Genomic DNA, 16,308 nt, shown 5'->3' on the forward strand with positions numbered 1-16,308 from the left:
GGCTTGCGCGCCATGTAGATGAAATGCGAGCGCAGCGGCGGCAGCAACGTCGTCAGCGTTTCCGGGATCAGCCACGGCAGCGCCGCCAGCACCCGCCCCAGCGGCGGCAGCAGCACGAGAGTGCGGTAGTGGCGGCTGGCGGCGGGCCAGAACCGCAGCAGCTCGACGTCCGTCACCTTGCGCACGTGGGGATTGCGCGGATTGCTGTAGCGGAAATCGAAGATCATCGTCCACCCGCCCGGCCGCAGCACGCGCCACATGTCGGCGGCCAGGCCGCGCCGCATGTCGTCGTCGAGGATCGAGGAAAACACGGTGTGCGCGCACACGAGGTCGAGGCTCGCGTCGGGGAAGGCATCGAGGTGGCCCAGGTGCCAGTGGACGCCGGGGGGCGTGCGGGCGCGGGCCTGGTCCAGCCGGTCCTGCTGGAGTTCCGTGCCCGCAAGGTGCGCGGGCAGGGCGCCCCAGTCGATCAGCTGGCGCAGGAAACCGCCGTTGCCGCAACCGACGTCGAGCGCGCGCACGGAGGACAGGTCGCGCCCGACCGTCAGCGGCAGCAGCGCCGCCAGCACGCGCGACCGCGCCGCCGTCTGGCGGACGACGTCGGGCCGGTGCCACGCATACTTCGCCAGCGCGGCGCCGCCATGCCATGCGCGGTAGATCCGGTTGATCCGCTCCTGTTCCGCTCCGTCGTTCATGTCCGCCTCCTGCGATGCCATCTTCCCGGTCGGGCCGGGAGCACGTTTGAGGAGACGCAAACGTCAGAGGAATGGATGACATTTTGCCAAGGGGAAGCTGCCCTGGTAACCCGTCCCCCGGCCGCGGCCGCCTTTCCGCGAACATCCGCGTTTCCGGCTAAAATCGTGGCATTGCCTTCCCTGGGACCATCATGAAAATCGCTTTTCTCGCCGATCCGCTGTCCGGCTTCAAAATCTACAAGGACTCGACGTTCGCGATGATGCGCGAGGCGGCGCGGCGCGGCCACCGGCTCTATGCCTTCGAACAGCGCCACATGGTGCTGGAAGAGGGCGTCGTGACGGCCGAGGCCACGGAGATCACGCTGACCGGCGACGCCGACGACTGGTACCGCGAAGGCGACACCGATACCGTCCCGCTGTCCGATTTCGACGCCGTCATCCAGCGCAAGGATCCGCCGTTCGACATGGAATACGTGTACGGCACCTATCTGCTGGAATTGGCCGAGCGCCAGGGCGCGCGCGTCTTCAACAAGCCCTCGGCCATCCGCGACCACAACGAAAAACTGTCGATTGCCCAGTTCAGCCAGTTCACGTCGCCCACGCTCGTCTCGTCGTCCGGCACGCGGCTGCGCGCCTTCCACGCCGAGCACGGCGACGTGATCTTCAAACCGCTGGACGGCATGGGCGGCGCCGGCATCTTCCGCGTCCGCGACGATGGCCTGAACCTGGGCTCCATCATCGAGACGCTGACGGAGAACGGCGCGCGCACGATCATGGCGCAGAAATACATCCCCGCCATCGTCAAGGGCGACAAGCGCGTGCTCGTCATCGACGGCAAGCCGGTCCCGTTCGCGCTGGCGCGCATCCCGCAGGCCGGCGAAGTGCGGGGCAACCTGGCGGCCGGCGGCACGGGTGTCGCGCAGCCGCTGTCCGAGCGCGACCGCGAGATCGCGGAAAGTCTGGGCCCGGTGCTGGCCGCGCGTGGTCTGTTGCTGGTAGGATTGGATGTGATCGGCGATTTCCTGACCGAGGTGAACGTCACCAGCCCCACCTGCTTCCAGGAGATCACCGACCAGACCGGTTTCGACGTCGCGGCGATGTTCATCGACGCCGTCGAGGCCCGGGTAACAGGAAACTGACACATGGTAGGCATTCTGCTGATGACCCACGCTCCGCTGGGCCAGGCATTCATCGCCGCGGTCGCGCACGTGTTCCGCGGCCCCACCGAGCGCTTCGAAGCGATCGACGTGACGGCGGACCAGGACACGAGCGAGATCAACGCCCTGGCCAAGAGCGCGATTCAGCGCCTGGACGAAGGCGACGGCGTGCTGGTCATCACCGACATCAAGGGCGGCACGCCGTCCAACTGCTGCAATTCGCTGGCGGAGGCGGGACGCGTGGAAATCATCGCGGGCATCAGCCTGCCGATGCTGCTGCGGGCGATCACGTACCGGCGCGACACGCTGGACGTGGTGGTCGAGATGGCGTTGGCCGGCGCGCAGAATGGTGCGGTCAGGGTAGACAACAGGATCCGGCTCGGCACCTGAGCCGACCGATAACGAGAGAAACGACAACTACAACATGATTCAACAGGAACTCGAGATCGTCAACAAGCTGGGCCTGCACGCCCGCGCTTCCGCCAAATTCACCCAGCTGGCCGCCAAGTTCCAGAGCGACGTCTGGCTCACCCGCAACGCGCGCCGCATCAACGCCAAGTCGATCATGGGCGTCATGATGCTGGCGGCCGGCAAGGGCGCCAAGGTGACGCTCGAGGCGGACGGTCCCGACGAACAGGAATGCATGGCGGCGCTCGTCGCGCTGATCAACGACAAGTTCGGCGAAGGCGAGTAATGCCCGATTCACGAGGCGGACGTCACCCGGGACCCTCCATGGCATCGTTCACACTGCACGGCATCCCCGTCTCGCGCGGGATCTCGATCGGCCGTGCGCATCTGCTCACGCCGGCCGCGCTCGACGTCAAGCACTACCTCGTGCCGGAAGAGCAGGTCGAGGCCGAAGTGAAGCGCCTGCAGGACGCGATCGCCGAAGTGCACCGCAACCTGCAGGAACTGTGGACCGAGCTGCCGAAGGAAGCCCCGACGGAGCTGGGCGCGTTCATCGACGTGCACGTGCTGATCCTGTCCGATCCGATGATCTCGGAAGCGCCGCTCGACATCATCCGCAGCCGCCACTACAACGCGGAATGGGCGCTCGTCACGCAGATCGACGAGCTGTCCGCGCAGTTCGACGAGATCGAGGACCCGTACCTGCGCGAGCGCAAGCAGGACATCCAGCAGGTCGCCGAGCGCGTGCTGAAGGTGCTGATGGGGACCGCGCTGCCGGCCCCGCCGCCCGTCGGCGAAGACCACTTCCAGCCGCAGATGATCGTCGTCGCGCACGACATCTCGCCGGCCGACATGCTCGCGTTCCGCGACCGCTCGTTCGTCGGCTTCGTCACGGACGTCGGCGGCCAGAACTCGCACACGGCGATCGTCGCGCGCAGCCTGGACATCCCGGCCGCCGTCGGCATGAGCCAGGCGTCGCGCCTGATCGAGCAGGACGACTGGGTGATCGTCGACGGCGACGCCGGCGTCGTCATCTGCAATCCGAGCGCGCTCGTGATGGAGCAGTACCGCGCACGCCAGGCCGCGCTGCTGAAGGCGCGCAAGCGCCTGCTGAAGCTGAAGAAGACGCCGGCCGTCACGAAGGACGGCACGGCGATCACGCTGCTCGCGAACATCGAGCTGCCCGACGATTGCGGCCCGGCGCTGGACGCGGGCGCCGTCGGCGTGGGCCTGTTCCGCTCCGAATTCCTGTTCATGGGACGCGGCGCGCAAGGCCTGCGCGTGCCGGACGAGGACGAGCAGTTCGAACAGTACCGCAAGGCCGTGCTGGCGATGAAGGGACGGCCCGTCACGATCCGCACGCTCGACGTGGGCGCCGACAAGCCGCTCGACCAGACCGAACACACGGCACTGAACCCGGCGCTGGGCCTGCGCGCGATCCGCTACTGCCTCGCCGAGCCGCAGATGTTCCTCGCGCAGCTGCGCGCGATCCTGCGCGCATCCGCGTTCGGCAAGGTGCGCATCCTGATCCCGATGCTGGCGCACGCGTTCGAGATCGACCAGACCTTGAACATGATCGCCCAGGCCAAGGCCCAGCTGCGCGAACAGAACGTCAAGTTCGACGAGACGGTGGAAGTGGGCGCCATGATCGAGATCCCGGCCGCCGCGCTGGCGCTGCCGATGTTCGTCAAGCGCCTCGACTTCCTCTCGATCGGCACCAACGACCTGATCCAGTACACCTTGGCGATCGACCGCGTCGACTACGAGGTGGCGCACCTGTACAATCCGCTCCACCCGGCGGTACTGAGCCTGATCGCGATGACGATCGAGGCAGGGCACAAGGCCGGCATCGACGTGGCCGTGTGCGGCGAGATGGCGGGCGACGTCAAGCTCACGCGCCTGTTGCTGGGCATGGGCCTGCGCGAGTTCTCGATGCATCCGGCCCAGCTGCTGGCCGTCAAGCAGGAAATCCTGTCCAGCGACCTGACGCGGCTCGTGCCGCGCACGCGGCGCATCCTGCGCGCGATGGAACCGGCGGCCATCGCCGACGCCGTGGAGCAGCTGCAGTCCGTCTAGTCATCGCACGCCACAACAATATAACGAGTCTTCATGGGATCGATCGGAATAGTCTCCCCCCAGGCGATGCAGTTCGCCGAACCTTTACGCCTGCGCAGTGGCGCGGCCATCAGCGACTACACGCTGGTGTATGAAACGTACGGCACGCTGAATGCCGACAAGTCGAACGCGGTGCTGATCTGCCACGCGCTGAACGCGTCGCACCACGTGGCGGGCCATTACGCCGACCAGCCGAAGAGCGCCGGCTGGTGGGACAATATGGTCGGCCCGGGCAAGCCCGTCGACACGGACCGCTTCTTCGTCATCGGCGTCAACAACCTCGGCTCCTGCTTCGGGTCCACGGGCCCCATGCACACGAACCCGGCCACCGGCAAGCCGTACGGCGCCGCGTTCCCCGTCGTGACGGTGGAGGACTGGGTCGCGGCGCAGGCGCTGCTCGCGGACCGCCTCGGCATCGAGCGCTTTGCCGCGGTGATGGGCGGTTCGCTGGGCGGCATGCAAGCCCTCGCGTGGAGCATCATGTTCCCCGAGCGCCTGCGCCATTGCATCGTGATCGCGTCGACGCCGAAACTCTCCGCGCAGAACATCGCGTTCAACGACGTGGCGCGCCAGGCGATCCTCACCGATCCGGATTACCGCGGCGGCGACTTCTACGAACACGGCGTCGTGCCGAAGAACGGCCTGAAGGTGGCGCGCATGGTTGGCCACATCACGTATCTGTCGAACGACGACATGGCCGAGAAATTCGGCCGCAAGCTGCGCAACGCGGCCGAGAACAACGAGTACAAATTCGACTTCGGCATCGACTTCGAGATCGAGTCGTACCTGCGCTACCAGGGCGACAAGTTCTCCGAATACTTCGACGCCAACACCTACCTCCTGATCACGAAGGCGCTCGACTATTTCGACCCCGCGCGCGAGCACGGCGGCAACCTGGCGAAGGCGCTGGAAAACACGCGCGCCCAATACCTCGTCGCGTCGTTCTCGACCGACTGGCGCTTCTCGCCGGAGCGCAGCCGCGAGATCGTCGAGGCGCTGCTGGCCAACCGCCGCAAGGTCACGTATGCCGAGATCGACGCGCCGCACGGCCACGACGCCTTCCTGCTCGAAGACGCGCGCTACATGAACATCGTGCGCGCCTACTTCGAGCGCATCGCCGCCGAGAAGGAGGCCGCATGAAATTCGAAGACTTGAGCACGTTGCGTCCCGACCTCGCGTTCATCGCACACTGGGTGAACGAGCGCGCGCACGTGCTGGACGTCGGCTGCGGCGACGGCGCCATGCTGCGCTACCTGGAAAAGGCCAAGCACTGCACGGGCTACGGCGTGGAGATCGCCGACGACAAGGTCCTGGAAAGCACGCAGCGCGGCATCAGCGTAATCCAGCACGACATGGAGCAGGGCCTCGACCTGTTCGCGGACGACGCGTTCGACATGGTCCTGTGCCTGTCGTCGCTGCAGATGATGCAGCACGTGGAAGCGCGCCTGCGCGACATCGTCCGCGTGGGCAAGGAGGCGATCGTGTCGTTCCCGAACTTCGCGTACTGGCCGCACCGCGCCGCGCTGCTGAAGGGCCGCATGCCCGTGTCGCGCTCGTTGCCGTACCAATGGTTCGATACGCCGAACCTGCGCTATGCGACGATCTACGACTTCAAGGAACTGGCCGAGAAATGCGGGCTGGAAGTGCTGGAATACGTGGCGCTGGCCGAAGGCAAGCCCGTGTCGTTCCTGCCGAACCTGCGCGGCAGCCTCGCCGTGTTCCGCCTGCGCAAGCGCGATCTCGTCGGCCCGGCCTGACCGTCCGGCGGCCCGCGCTTGCACGCACGGGCCGCGCGCGTCATCATACGCTCGCGTAACGTGTTGTACGTACGTGTCGGCTGCGGGCATGATGTCGTCAGAACTCTGCAGGAGAAAACCATGAACCCAATCTTCCAGACCCGGGCGCGTACCCGCCGGGCGGCCGCCGTGCTGGCGCTGTGCGCGTCCGTCTGTGCCCCGACGCACGCCGCGCGCGCCCAGGACGATCGTCCGAACCAGGACCAGGTCGTGCAGGACGGCATCGCCGTCAAGCCGCTCAACCGCAACCGGATCGGCAGCGTATGGCGCGACATCGCCGCGCCCGAGCAGGCCATCAACGAGCAATCGGCCCAGCAATACCTGGCGCTGATGAGCAAGGCCCGGCAGGAAGGCGCCCTTGTGCCGGAATCCGATCCGCAGGTGCAGCGCCTGCGCGCCATCGCCAAGCGCATCATCCCGAACACCGTGCGCTGGAACCCGGATGCGCAGCAGTGGAAGTGGCAGGTCAACCTGCTCAAATCCGACGAGGTGAATGCGTTCTGCATGCCGGGTGGCCGCGTCGCGTTCTACACGGGCATCATCGACAAGCTGCGCCTCACGGACGACGAGATCGCGGCCGTCATGGGCCACGAGATCGCGCACGCGCTGCGCGAGCACGGGCGCGACCGGCAGAGCAAGGCGACGGCCACGGGCCTCGCGAGCCAGCTGGGCGGCGCGGCGCTGTCCGCATGGCTCGGCGTGGACGTGCGCGGCGCCACGAACGCGGCCGGCCAGCTGCTCGTGTTGAAATTCTCGCGCGACGAGGAACGCGAGGCCGACCTCGTGGGCCTCGACATCGCCGCGCGCTCCGGCTACGACCCGCGCGCCGGCATCGCGCTGTGGAACAAGATGGCCGTGCTGAACCAGAGCGGCGCGCCGATCGAGCTGCTGTCCACGCACCCGGGCGGCGGCGAGCGAATCGAGCAGATCGAGAGCCACATGAACGTGCTGCTGCCGCTGTACGCGCGCAGCAAGGGCACCACCGTCGACCGGTTGCCGCCGTACCGCTCCAACGTCGCACAACGGTAAAGGGTCGATGGCACGTTTCGTCAGGAAGGGCCACCAGGCCACGGCCAACGCCGTCGTACCGCTGCCGGTGAAGGACGGCGTGGCGCCCAGCTATCTGTGGATCACCGAGACCCGCCCCGGCGGCATGCTGGCCTTTCTCGAGGAACGCTTTGGCGACGTCGCCGGACCGCCGTGGGCCGAGCGCCTCGCGCGCGGCGACGTCGTCGACGCCGTGGGCGCGCCACTGTCGGCCGACAGCCATGTGCGTCAGGGCATGCGCATCTGGTACTACCGCGAGCTGGAACACGAGACGCCGATTCCGTTCGCAGAGAGCGTCATCTTCCAGGACGAGCACCTGCTCGTCGTCGACAAGCCGCACTTCCTGCCGATGATCCCGACGGGACGCTTCCTGCGCGAGACCTTGCTCGTGCGGCTGAAACAGCAGTTCGATTTGCCGCACCTGACGCCGATCCACCGCCTCGACCGCGAGACGGCCGGCGTCGTCATCTTCTCGCACAACCTAGCGACGCGCGGCACGTACCAGTCGATGTTCCAGAAGCGCAGCATCCGCAAGGTGTACGAGGCGCTGGCGCCCGTCCTGTATGGGCGCGAGTTCCCGTTCACGTACAAGAGCCGCATGGTCGACGGCGACAAGTTCTTCGTGATGCGGGAAGAGGAGGGCGAGCCGAATTCGGAGACGTTCGTCGAGCTGCTGGAAACGCGCGGCGACGTGGCGCGCTACCGCCTGCACCCGCACACGGGCCGCAAGCACCAGCTGCGCCTGCACATGGCGTCGCTGGGCGTGCCGATCCTGAACGACGCCTTCTATCCCGTCGCGCTGCCGTGCAAGGGCGACGATTTTTCCGCGCCGCTGCAATTGCTGGCGCGGTCGATCCACTTCGACGATCCGCTCACGGGAGAAGCGCGCAGTTTCGAAAGCACGCGCGAGCTCGACTGGCCCGCGCGCTGAACGGCAGCGTCAGAGCGCGTAGTCGATGATCAGCGGCGCGTGATCGGAAAAGCGCTCGTCCTTGTAGATCGAGACCGCGTGGGCGCGGGCGGCGATGCCCGGCGTGGCGACGTGGTAGTCGATGCGCCACCCCACGTTCTTCGCCCAGGCCTGGCCGCGGTTGCTCCACCACGTGTATTGTTCCGGGCGCTGGTCGATGCCGCGGTGGACGTCGACGAGACCCAGCTCGTCGAAGATGCGCGTCATCCACGCGCGTTCCTCCGGCAGGAAGCCCGAATTCTTCAGGTTGCCCTTCCAGTTTTTGAGGTCGATTTCCTTGTGCGCGATGTTCCAGTCGCCGCAGATGACGATCTCGCGGCCCTCGGCCTTCAATTCCTGCAAGTGCGGCAGGAACACTTCCATGAAGCGGAACTTGGCTTCCTGGCGCTCCGGCGACGACGAGCCGGACGGGCAGTACACGGAAATGACGGTCAGGTCGCCCACGTCGGCGCGCGTGTAGCGGCCCTCGTTGTCGAATTCGGTGCAGCCGAAGCCCGACTTGACGGTATCCGGCTTGACGCGGCTGTAGACGCCCGTACCCGAGTAACCCTTTTTCTCGGCATAGTGGAAATGGCCGTGGTAGCCGTGCGGCGCGAGGAATTCCTCGGTCATGTCGGCCTGCTGGGCCTTCAACTCCTGGACGCAGATGAAATCGGCGTCCTGGTTGGCCATCCAGTTGAAGAAACCTTTCTTGTGGGCGGAGCGGATGCCGTTCAGGTTGGCGGAAATGATTCTTGGCATGATCGAAAGCGGTTGGGTGGAAAGCGCGGCCGGCCGGCGCGGGCCGGTGGGCCGATGCGAGGCGCACAGTGTATCGTGTTTTGATCCATATCAACACAATTACGACCTGTCCGCATGGCATGGTCTTTACGGCTGTTAACGTGGATAGAATGACATCTTTCATGTTTTCTATGCGCGACGTCAACGTCTTGTGAGCAAAGATTCCGTCGCCGCTTCCTTCGACCCACCAGGGACCCACGTGCTGATCAAGATTGACGACTTGTTGTCCGGTAAGCATGGCAAGATGGGGCATTTCGTCCGTTTTTATGATGACAGCGATACGTTGCTCGACGAGGTCGCTTCCTTCGTCGAGCGGGCGCTACGGGCGCGAGGGCGGGGGATCGTGATCGCCACCGGTGCGCACCTCGACGCGCTGCGCCGGCGCCTGGACGAGCTGGCGCGCGCGGAAGGGCGGGCCGTGCCGCCGTCGTGGGACGTCACGTGGCTCGACGCGGAAGCGATGCTGGCGCGCTTCATGGTCGACGGCTGGCCCGACCGGGCGCGCTTCGAGTACGTCGTCGGCCGCGTCGTCGCGGAAGCGTGCGCCGGCGGCGCATCCGTGCACGCATTCGGCGAGATGGTAGCGCTGCTGTGCGCGCGCGGCCGCTACGACGCCGCGCTGCACCTCGAGCGGCTGTGGAACGAATTGGCGAAGAAGCTCGATTTCTCGCTGTTCTGCGCCTATCCGTGGGCCCTGTTCCCGTCGGCCAATGCGGCGCACGTGTTCCGCCAGGTGTGCGCCGAGCACGACCACGCGTGCGCGGACGCCGCCGCGCCGCTGCCGTCCGGGCAACCCGTCGACATCGGCCTCGTCCGGCTGGAGCAGAAAGTGCGCGCGCTGCAGGCCGAGGCGGCGCGGCGGCGCCAGGCGGAAAAGGACTTGCTCAGGCGCGAGCGCGAGTTCGCCGACATCGTCGAGAATGCGGCCATCGGCGTGCACCAGATGGGCGCCGACGGCACGATCCTGTGGGCCAACAAGGCCGAGCTGCAGATGCTCGGGTACCGGTGGGAAGAATACGTCGGGCACCACGTGGCACGCTTCCACGCCGACCCGGCCGTCGTCGACGTCATGCTGGCCCGGCTGGCGGCGGGCGAGCCGGTGCACGACCAGCCGGCCCGCTTGCGCTGCAAGGACGGCTCGATCCGGCACGTCGTGATCCGCTCGAACGCCTGTTTCGACGATGGCCGCCTGCGCTACACTCGCTGCTTCACGCGCGACGCCACGGAGCACGTGCGCCATGTCGCGGAAATCGCGCGCGCTCATGCCCGCAATGTCGAACTGATGGCGGCATTGGAGGCCGCCGGGCGCGCGGAGGACGATTTCCTCGCCATGGTGGGCCGTACGCTGCGCACCGCGCTGGACGCCAGGGCCACCGAACGCGCGCACCGCCGGCTGCGGCGCATCGCGCGGCTGGTGGACGTCCGGCTGCGCGGGCGCACGCGGGGCGGATTACAATACCGGTTTTCACAGTTCGAGGGTCGTGTCGTGGACAATCTGCGCCAACAGTTCATTGCGTTTTCAGTCGAAGCCGAAGTCTTGAAGTTCGGCCAGTTCATCACCAAGGCCGGCCGTCAGTCGCCGTACTTCTTCAATGCGGGCCTGTTCCACGACGGCGCGACGCTCGGCAAGCTGGCCGACTTCTACGCGCAGACCCTGCTCGATTCCGGCCTCGAATTCGACATGCTGTTCGGCCCCGCGTACAAGGGCATCACCCTGGCATCCGCGACGGCCGTGGCGCTGGCGGCGAAAGGCCGCAACACGTCGTTCGCCTACAACCGCAAGGAAGCCAAGGACCACGGCGAGGGTGGCACCATCGTCGGCGCCAAGCTGGCGGGCAAGGTCGTCATCATCGACGACGTGATCTCGGCCGGGACGTCCGTGCGCGAATCCGTCGCGATGATCCGCGCCGCCGGCGCCGAGCCGGCCGCCGTGCTGATCGCGCTCGACCGCATGGAACGCGGGGGCAAGGATGGCGTGCTGTCGCCGCTGTCCGCGGTGCAGGAAGTCAGCCAGACCTATGGCATTCCCGTGATCTCGATCGCCAGCCTGGCCGATTTGTTCGGCTACCTGGAAACCGATCCCAAGCTGGCCCAGTACAAGGACGCCGTGGCCGCGTATCGCCAGCAATACGGCGTAGCCTGAGCCGCAGGAATGTGATGTAATGGCGGCAATCTTTTTGGAGCTGCCATGAACAACATCGCTCGCGGCATTTTGACGGCCTTCCTGTGTGTCATGCTCGCGGGCTTCGGTCTGTGCGGCGCCGCAGGTACCATCAGCGGGCTGGCCGGCATGTCTTCACCCGGGCCAGAGAATTTCTCGTCGATCGCGCTCGTCTTCGGCCTGATCGGGCTCGGCATCGCCCTCGTATGCGGATTAGCCCTTTTCAGGCTGTGGCGCAAGCGTCCGCCCGCCGTCGAATGACCGGCCCCGTCCTTTCCGCCGCGACGGCGCAGACCGTCCACCTCGTGTTCGAATGGCTGGCGCTGGCCGGCGGCGTGCAGCTGTACCGCTGGCAGCGCCGGCGCGCCAGCCAGCCCGCGCTGCTGCAGCCGGGGTCTTTCGCCGTCGTCGTCGGCTGCATCCTCGGCGCCGCCATCGGCAACAAGCTCGTGTTCTGGATCGAGATGCCGCACCTGTGGCAAGGCGTGGTTCCGGACTGGCGCCTGATCGCGTCCGGCCAATCGATCGTCGGCGGGCTGCTGGGCGGCCTGCTCGGCGTGGAGATCGCCAAGAAGCTTGCCGGCATCCGCGGGTCGACGGGCGACCAGTTCATCCTGCCGCTCGTCGTCGGCACCGTCGTCGGCCGCATCGGCTGCTTCCTCGCGGGCCTGAACGACGGGACGTACGGCGTGCCGACCACGCTGCCGTGGGGCGTCGACTTCGGCGACGGCGTGCCGCGCCATCCCACGCAGGTCTACGACCTGGTGTTCGCGCTGGCCGCGGGCGCCTTGCTGTGGCACGCGCGCGGGACGCTCGCGCGCACGCCCGGCCTCGCATTCAAGCTGTATCTCGCCGCCTACCTGGCGTGGCGCCTGCTCGTGGACGGCATCAAGCCGGTGCCGTATGAGTATGCATTCGGGCTGTCCGGCATCCAGCTCGTGTGCGTCGTCGCGCTCGTGTGCTACCTGCCGTTCGTCGTCCGGCAAACCTTGGAGAACCTACGATCGTGACACTCCTTCGTTCGACACTGCCGCGCGCGGGTGCGCTGCTGCTCGCCCTCGCATGCGTCGGCAGCACCGGCTGCATCACGATGACGGTCGTCGACAATGTCCAGCGCAGGAACGCCGCGCGCGAGATGGAAGCGGCGCGGCAGCGGCGCATCGCCGCGCTGGAACCGGCGGCCGCGGCGGGCGATGCGAAGGCGCGCGTCGCACTCGCCGATGAGCTGCTGGCCGGGTCGGGCCAGGACCCCGCGGAGCTGCGGCGCGCATTGGCCCTGCTGGAACAGGCGGCCGCGCAAGACGATGGCCTGGCCATGGGACGGCTCGGCACCATCCTCGCGGAAGGAAGGGCCGGCACCTATTTCACCCTGCCGCAAGGCTTGCGCGACCGCGAACGCGGCATCGTCCTGCTGCAGCGTGCTTTTGCCCACGGGTGCGACCTTGCCGGCGTCGGCAATCCCGCAGGGCGCGCGGGCCTGGCGCTGGCCAGGGCCGGTCGACCCGAACAGGCCCGCATCTGGCATGCACGCGGCATCCTCGCATGTGGCGCATCGTCTTCGGCCTACCTGTTGTGGGAAGCGACGGGGGCGCACATCGAGCCGGCCCGGCGCGCGGACGCGCTGGCCATACTCCTGCTGGCACGTGACACCGAGACGATCGCGAAAGCGCGGCCGTCCGTGTCGGCGGAGGACTTCGCCGCCGCCGAGCGCCGCGCCGCCGAACTGCAACGCCAGATCGCGGCATCCGAACGAGACTACCCGGGGCCCCAGCGCAAGGAGCAACCATGAGCCGCAAATCCCGCCCGTACCTGTTCTACGACACGACGACGTCCGTCTGCTCGACCTGCCTGCATCCGGTGGAAGCGAAGATCGTGTTCAAGGACGACAAGGTCTACATGGACAAGTGGTGCGGCGCGCATGGCGTCGAACGCGTGCTCGTCAGCGACGACGTCGCGTACTACCGCCTGTGCCGCGAAGTCTTCGTCAAGCACCCGGAGATGCCGCAGCAGTTCAACACGACGATGGAATACGGCTGCCCGTACGACTGCGGCCTGTGCCCGGACCATATGCAGCACTCGTGCCTGTCCGTCGTCGAGATCACGGACAACTGCAACCTGAACTGCCCCGTGTGCTATGCGGAGAGCGGCACGCACCGCGAGCGCCATCGTCCGCTGGAAGACGTCGTCCGCATGCTCGACGCGATCGTCGCCAACGAAGGCGAGGCCGACGTGATGCAATTGTCCGGCGGCGAGCCCACGTTGCACCCGCAGTTCTGGGACATCCTCGACGCCGCGAAGGCCCGGCCGATCAAGCACGTGATGGTCAACACGAACGGCATCGTGCTCGCGCAGGACAAGGATTTCGTCGCGCGCCTGGCCGGCTACGCGCCCGGCATCGAGGTCTATCTGCAATTCGATTCACTGCGCGCGGAGGTCCACCGCGAATTGCGCGGCGCCGACCTCACGCGCATCCGCCGCCAGGCCCTCGACAACCTGAATGAGGCGGGCCTGTCGACGACGCTCGTCGTCACGTTGAAGAAGGGCTTGAACGACGGCGAGATCGGCGAGATCATCGACTTCGCGCTCGCGCAGCCGTGCGTGCGCGGCGTGACCCTGCAGCCGATCCAGGACGCGGGCCGCGTGGAAGACTACGATCCGCGCCTGCACCGCCTGACGGTGTCCGAGATCCGCCGCCGCATCGCCGAGCAAAGCCGCCTGTTCACGCTGGAAGACGTGGTGCCCGTGCCGTGCAACCCGGACACGCTGGCGATGGCGTATGCGATCAAGACGGCGGACGGCACCGTCCCGCTGACGCGCTGGCTCGATCCGCAGACGCTCGTGGAGGGCAGCGGCAACACGATCGTGTTCGAGCGCGATGCGGGGATGCGGGACGTCGTGAAGGACCAGGTGTTCAAACTGTTCTCGACGAACCACTCGCCGGAATCGCAGGCCAACTGCCTGTCGGAGCTGATGTGCTGCCTGCCCCTGATCAGCGCGCCGTCCGCACTCCGCTACGACAACGTGTTCCGCGTGCTGATCGTGCAATTCATGGATGCGTATTCGCTGGACGTGCGCGCGCTGAAGAAATCGTGCATCCACTTCGCGCTGCCGGACGGCCGCCTCGTCCCGTTCGAGAGCTACAACCTGCTGTACCGCGACGGCCGCAAACTGGAACACATCCGCGCCGGCATCGCCTACGATTTCGCGCGCCGGCGCGAGAAGACTACGATACCGCTGGTGCCGGCATCGCCATCTGCTTGACGGCCATCGCGAGGAACGCGTCGACGGCGGTGCCGCCGCCTTCGCGCCCGCCCACCTGGATCGACGGCACGAGCGCCACCTGACCGCGCTCGATGGCCTCGGCGAAGCGCAGCAGCACGGTCTGCTGGAACTGCAGTTCCGGGCCGCCGTACGCGGCCACGTTCAGTTCCGTCGCCTTGGCCTGCGCCTGGCCGACGGCTTCCAGCTGGAACGCTTCCGCCTCCGCGAGACGGCGCTTGGCGTCGGCCGCGCCGGCCGCGTTCTGGCGCGCTTCCTCGGCGGCCTTGATCGCTTTCTGCACGGCGGCGCTGCCCTGGTTTTCCGCGATGCGCACGGCGAGTTCCGATTCCGTGATCGACGTCTGCTGCTTCGCGCGCGCCTCCGCTTCGCGCAGGATGCGTTCCTGCTGCGCGGCCGCTTCCTTCGTGCGGTACGTCTCCAGCTGTTCGCGTGACACCTGGCGCTCGCGCAGCTGGCGCAGGATCGTCTCGATCTGCGTATCGCCTTGCTTCGCGCGCGGCGTGCCGATCAGGACTTCGTTCAACGTGAGGTTATAGCCTTCGAAGTTGCGGCGCATTTCCGCCATCGCGCGTTCCTGGATGTCCGACCGTTCCTGCAGCAACTCGATCAAGGTCTTGCGCTGGCCGACGTTCTTGAAATACGCGGCCACCATCGGATCGAGCGTCTGCTCGACGAGCTTGCGGATGTCGCCGAAGCGCTGGATCACGAGCGGCGCCATCTTGTAGTCGATGTTGACGACGACGGACAGCGGCAGGTCCGGCTCGAACGCGTCCTTCGTGATCAGCGACACTTCGGACAGGTGCTTGTCCAGTTCGTGCGAACCGATGGCGCCCGCCTGCCATTTCAGGATGAAGTTCGTCGTCGGCACTTCGATCACGCGTTTCGCGTACGGGTTCAGCGCGTATTTGCCGGGCAGCAGGGGCGTCGCCTGCACGCCTTTTTCGTCGGGCCCCACCAGTTCGCCGTGGCGGTAATCGTCGCCCGTCAGGTCCAGGCCGGCCTTGCCCGTGTACGACACGATGACGCCCACGAAGCCGACGGGTACCTCCGTCTTCGGCACGATTTCCCACGACGCGAAGCGCGCGTTCAGGTAGTACGTGCCTTCGACGAGCACCTGCAGCTGGCGGCCCTTGTAGCCGCCCGCGTCGATGAACGTCTCCGGGTTCTGGTAATCGTGGTGGTAGCGCGCCGCGTCGGCCGGGTCGGCGCCGACGATGGGCGCGACGATCGTCCCTTCCGGCAGCGACTGGCCTTCGTGCGTCGTGACGACGGCCAGCTTGTCTTCGCGGATCACGAGCGGGCGGAAGCCGCCGCGCGCGACGAGGTCGTCGTGGACGGCGGCCAGGATGCCGCGGACGCCGCCCTTGTCGTCGACGTTGGCGTCGCCCGGCAGCGGCAGTGCATACACGCGGTCTTCCGCAAGCACGACAAATTGCGCGACGTTGATGGCATACGTGCCCTCGCGCAGGATCTTGCGCTGCAGGCCTTTCTGGCCGCCTTTGGCGAGGAACGCCGCGACGTCGGTGAAGTCGTCCGCGGCCTTGTTGCAGCCGAGGTTCTGGCTCGGCGCCATCGGCAGGCCGTCGCGCGCGAACACGTAGGCGAGGGTGCCCTGCTGGATGGTGACGAGGTTCTGCCGGTGCACGCGGTACTGGAACGGCGCGAAGAAGTGAAAGCCCCCGCGCAGCACGCCCGGCTGGAAGCCCGCTTCGCCCTGCAGCGCGATGAACCCGGCCTGCACGGAGCCGCGTCCCGACCATTTCTTTTCCACGATCCCGATCTTGTCGTTGGGGATGTAGACCACGCAGCTGCGCACGAGAACCAGGATGACGGCAGCAACTACGCCCGCGGCCGCGACGGCGATAATCTCGAACATATGACGTCCTTTCGACGAATG

General features: G+C 66.9%; 16 protein-coding genes and 1 pseudogene. 14 read left to right on the plus strand and 3 right to left on the minus strand.

Annotated features, from left to right (window positions below; genetic code table 11):
- The coding region (locus NX784_RS12565) for a class I SAM-dependent methyltransferase (protein WP_258817009.1) at positions 1-695 on the minus strand (695 nt) is incomplete at its 3' end.
- 191 nt (positions 696-886) lie between these two features.
- On the opposite strand from NX784_RS12565, the gene gshB reads away from it, so the two are divergent.
- The 8 genes from gshB (at position 887) to NX784_RS12605 (ending at position 8,149) form a co-directional block, all read left to right on the plus strand.
- Entirely contained in the window at positions 887-1,834 is a 948-nt protein-coding gene (gene gshB / locus NX784_RS12570; protein WP_258817010.1) for a glutathione synthase, read from the plus strand.
- 3 nt (positions 1,835-1,837) lie between these two features.
- Entirely contained in the window at positions 1,838-2,242 is a 405-nt protein-coding gene (locus NX784_RS12575) for a PTS sugar transporter subunit IIA (protein WP_258817011.1), read from the plus strand.
- Positions 2,243-2,276: 34 nt separating this feature from the next.
- Positions 2,277-2,546: an HPr family phosphocarrier protein gene (locus tag NX784_RS12580; protein WP_258817012.1), complete on the plus strand. Its 270-nt coding sequence runs from the start codon at positions 2,277-2,279 to the stop codon at positions 2,544-2,546.
- Between the two features lie 38 nt (positions 2,547-2,584).
- Complete coding sequence (gene ptsP, locus NX784_RS12585; RefSeq protein WP_258817013.1) at positions 2,585-4,336, plus strand: phosphoenolpyruvate--protein phosphotransferase; 1,752 nt, start codon at positions 2,585-2,587, stop codon at positions 4,334-4,336.
- Positions 4,337-4,402: 66 nt separating this feature from the next.
- Complete coding sequence (metX, locus tag NX784_RS12590; RefSeq protein ID WP_370662936.1) at positions 4,403-5,515, plus strand: homoserine O-succinyltransferase MetX; 1,113 nt, start codon at positions 4,403-4,405, stop codon at positions 5,513-5,515.
- On the plus strand, positions 5,512-6,132 hold the full coding sequence (gene metW, locus NX784_RS12595) for a methionine biosynthesis protein MetW (protein WP_258817015.1): 621 nt from the start codon (positions 5,512-5,514) through the stop codon (positions 6,130-6,132). The genes metX and metW overlap by 4 nt, the downstream gene beginning before the upstream one ends.
- Positions 6,133-6,252: 120 nt before the next feature.
- Complete coding sequence (locus NX784_RS12600; RefSeq protein ID WP_258817016.1) at positions 6,253-7,200, plus strand: M48 family metallopeptidase; 948 nt, start codon at positions 6,253-6,255, stop codon at positions 7,198-7,200.
- Positions 7,201-7,207: 7 nt separating this feature from the next.
- Positions 7,208-8,149 (plus strand): RluA family pseudouridine synthase, encoded by a 942-nt coding sequence (locus NX784_RS12605; protein ID WP_258817017.1) that lies wholly within the window; start codon positions 7,208-7,210, stop codon positions 8,147-8,149.
- Positions 8,150-8,158: 9 nt separating this feature from the next.
- On the opposite strand, the gene NX784_RS12610 is transcribed toward NX784_RS12605, so the two are convergent.
- On the minus strand, positions 8,159-8,929 hold the full coding sequence (locus NX784_RS12610; RefSeq protein ID WP_258817018.1) for an exodeoxyribonuclease III: 771 nt from the start codon (positions 8,927-8,929) through the stop codon (positions 8,159-8,161).
- Positions 8,930-9,212: 283 nt separating this feature from the next.
- Here NX784_RS12610 and NX784_RS12615 point away from each other — a divergent pair.
- The 6 genes and pseudogenes from NX784_RS12615 to NX784_RS12640 form a co-directional block, all read left to right on the plus strand.
- Positions 9,213-10,196, plus strand: a pseudogene (locus tag NX784_RS12615) (MEDS domain-containing protein); the annotation flags it as partial.
- A gap of 258 nt (positions 10,197-10,454) precedes the next feature.
- Entirely contained in the window at positions 10,455-11,111 is a 657-nt protein-coding gene (gene pyrE / locus NX784_RS12620; RefSeq protein ID WP_258817237.1) for an orotate phosphoribosyltransferase, read from the plus strand.
- 45 nt (positions 11,112-11,156) lie between these two features.
- Positions 11,157-11,390 carry a hypothetical protein gene (locus NX784_RS12625; protein WP_258817019.1) on the plus strand — a complete coding sequence of 78 codons (234 nt, stop codon included), beginning with the start codon at positions 11,157-11,159 and terminating at the stop codon, positions 11,388-11,390.
- Positions 11,387-12,139 carry a prolipoprotein diacylglyceryl transferase gene (locus tag NX784_RS12630; protein ID WP_258817020.1) on the plus strand — a complete coding sequence of 251 codons (753 nt, stop codon included), beginning with the start codon at positions 11,387-11,389 and terminating at the stop codon, positions 12,137-12,139. Before NX784_RS12625 ends, NX784_RS12630 begins: the two co-directional genes overlap by 4 nt.
- Positions 12,136-12,918, plus strand: coding sequence for a hypothetical protein (locus tag NX784_RS12635; RefSeq protein WP_258817021.1), 783 nt, complete (start codon positions 12,136-12,138; stop codon positions 12,916-12,918). The genes NX784_RS12630 and NX784_RS12635 overlap by 4 nt, the downstream gene beginning before the upstream one ends.
- Positions 12,915-14,390, plus strand: coding sequence for a radical SAM protein (locus NX784_RS12640; RefSeq protein WP_258817022.1), 1,476 nt, complete (start codon positions 12,915-12,917; stop codon positions 14,388-14,390). The genes NX784_RS12635 and NX784_RS12640 overlap by 4 nt, the downstream gene beginning before the upstream one ends.
- Here the strand turns inward: NX784_RS12640 and NX784_RS12645 are convergent.
- Positions 14,353-16,287, minus strand: a complete 1,935-nt coding sequence (locus tag NX784_RS12645) for an SPFH domain-containing protein (RefSeq protein ID WP_258817024.1) — start codon at positions 16,285-16,287, stop codon at positions 14,353-14,355. The two genes, NX784_RS12640 and NX784_RS12645, sit on opposite strands and share 38 nt — an antisense overlap.
- Between the last annotated feature and the right edge of the window lie 21 nt (positions 16,288-16,308).

Origin of the sequence: Massilia pinisoli (assembly GCF_024753285.1) — a bacterium.
GTDB lineage: Bacteria > Pseudomonadota > Gammaproteobacteria > Burkholderiales > Burkholderiaceae_D > Telluria > Telluria pinisoli.

Bases quoted from the DNA above. Each gene is read 5' to 3' on its own strand.
- gshB (WP_258817010.1), top strand. From the start codon at position 887: ATGAAAATCGCTTTTCTCGCCGATCCGCTGTCCGGCTTCAAAATCTAC.
- NX784_RS12575 (WP_258817011.1), top strand. From the start codon at position 1,838: ATGGTAGGCATTCTGCTGATGACCCACGCTCCGCTGGGCCAGGCATTC.
- NX784_RS12580 (WP_258817012.1), top strand. From the start codon at position 2,277: ATGATTCAACAGGAACTCGAGATCGTCAACAAGCTGGGCCTGCACGCC.
- ptsP (WP_258817013.1), top strand. From the start codon at position 2,585: ATGGCATCGTTCACACTGCACGGCATCCCCGTCTCGCGCGGGATCTCG.
- metX (WP_370662936.1), top strand. From the start codon at position 4,403: ATGCAGTTCGCCGAACCTTTACGCCTGCGCAGTGGCGCGGCCATCAGC.
- metW (WP_258817015.1), top strand. From the start codon at position 5,512: ATGAAATTCGAAGACTTGAGCACGTTGCGTCCCGACCTCGCGTTCATC.
- NX784_RS12600 (WP_258817016.1), top strand. From the start codon at position 6,253: ATGAACCCAATCTTCCAGACCCGGGCGCGTACCCGCCGGGCGGCCGCC.
- NX784_RS12605 (WP_258817017.1), top strand. From the start codon at position 7,208: ATGGCACGTTTCGTCAGGAAGGGCCACCAGGCCACGGCCAACGCCGTC.
- NX784_RS12610 (WP_258817018.1), bottom strand. From the start codon at position 8,929: ATGCCAAGAATCATTTCCGCCAACCTGAACGGCATCCGCTCCGCCCAC.
- NX784_RS12625 (WP_258817019.1), top strand. From the start codon at position 11,157: ATGAACAACATCGCTCGCGGCATTTTGACGGCCTTCCTGTGTGTCATG.
- NX784_RS12630 (WP_258817020.1), top strand. From the start codon at position 11,387: ATGACCGGCCCCGTCCTTTCCGCCGCGACGGCGCAGACCGTCCACCTC.
- NX784_RS12640 (WP_258817022.1), top strand. From the start codon at position 12,915: ATGAGCCGCAAATCCCGCCCGTACCTGTTCTACGACACGACGACGTCC.
- NX784_RS12645 (WP_258817024.1), bottom strand. From the start codon at position 16,287: ATGTTCGAGATTATCGCCGTCGCGGCCGCGGGCGTAGTTGCTGCCGTC.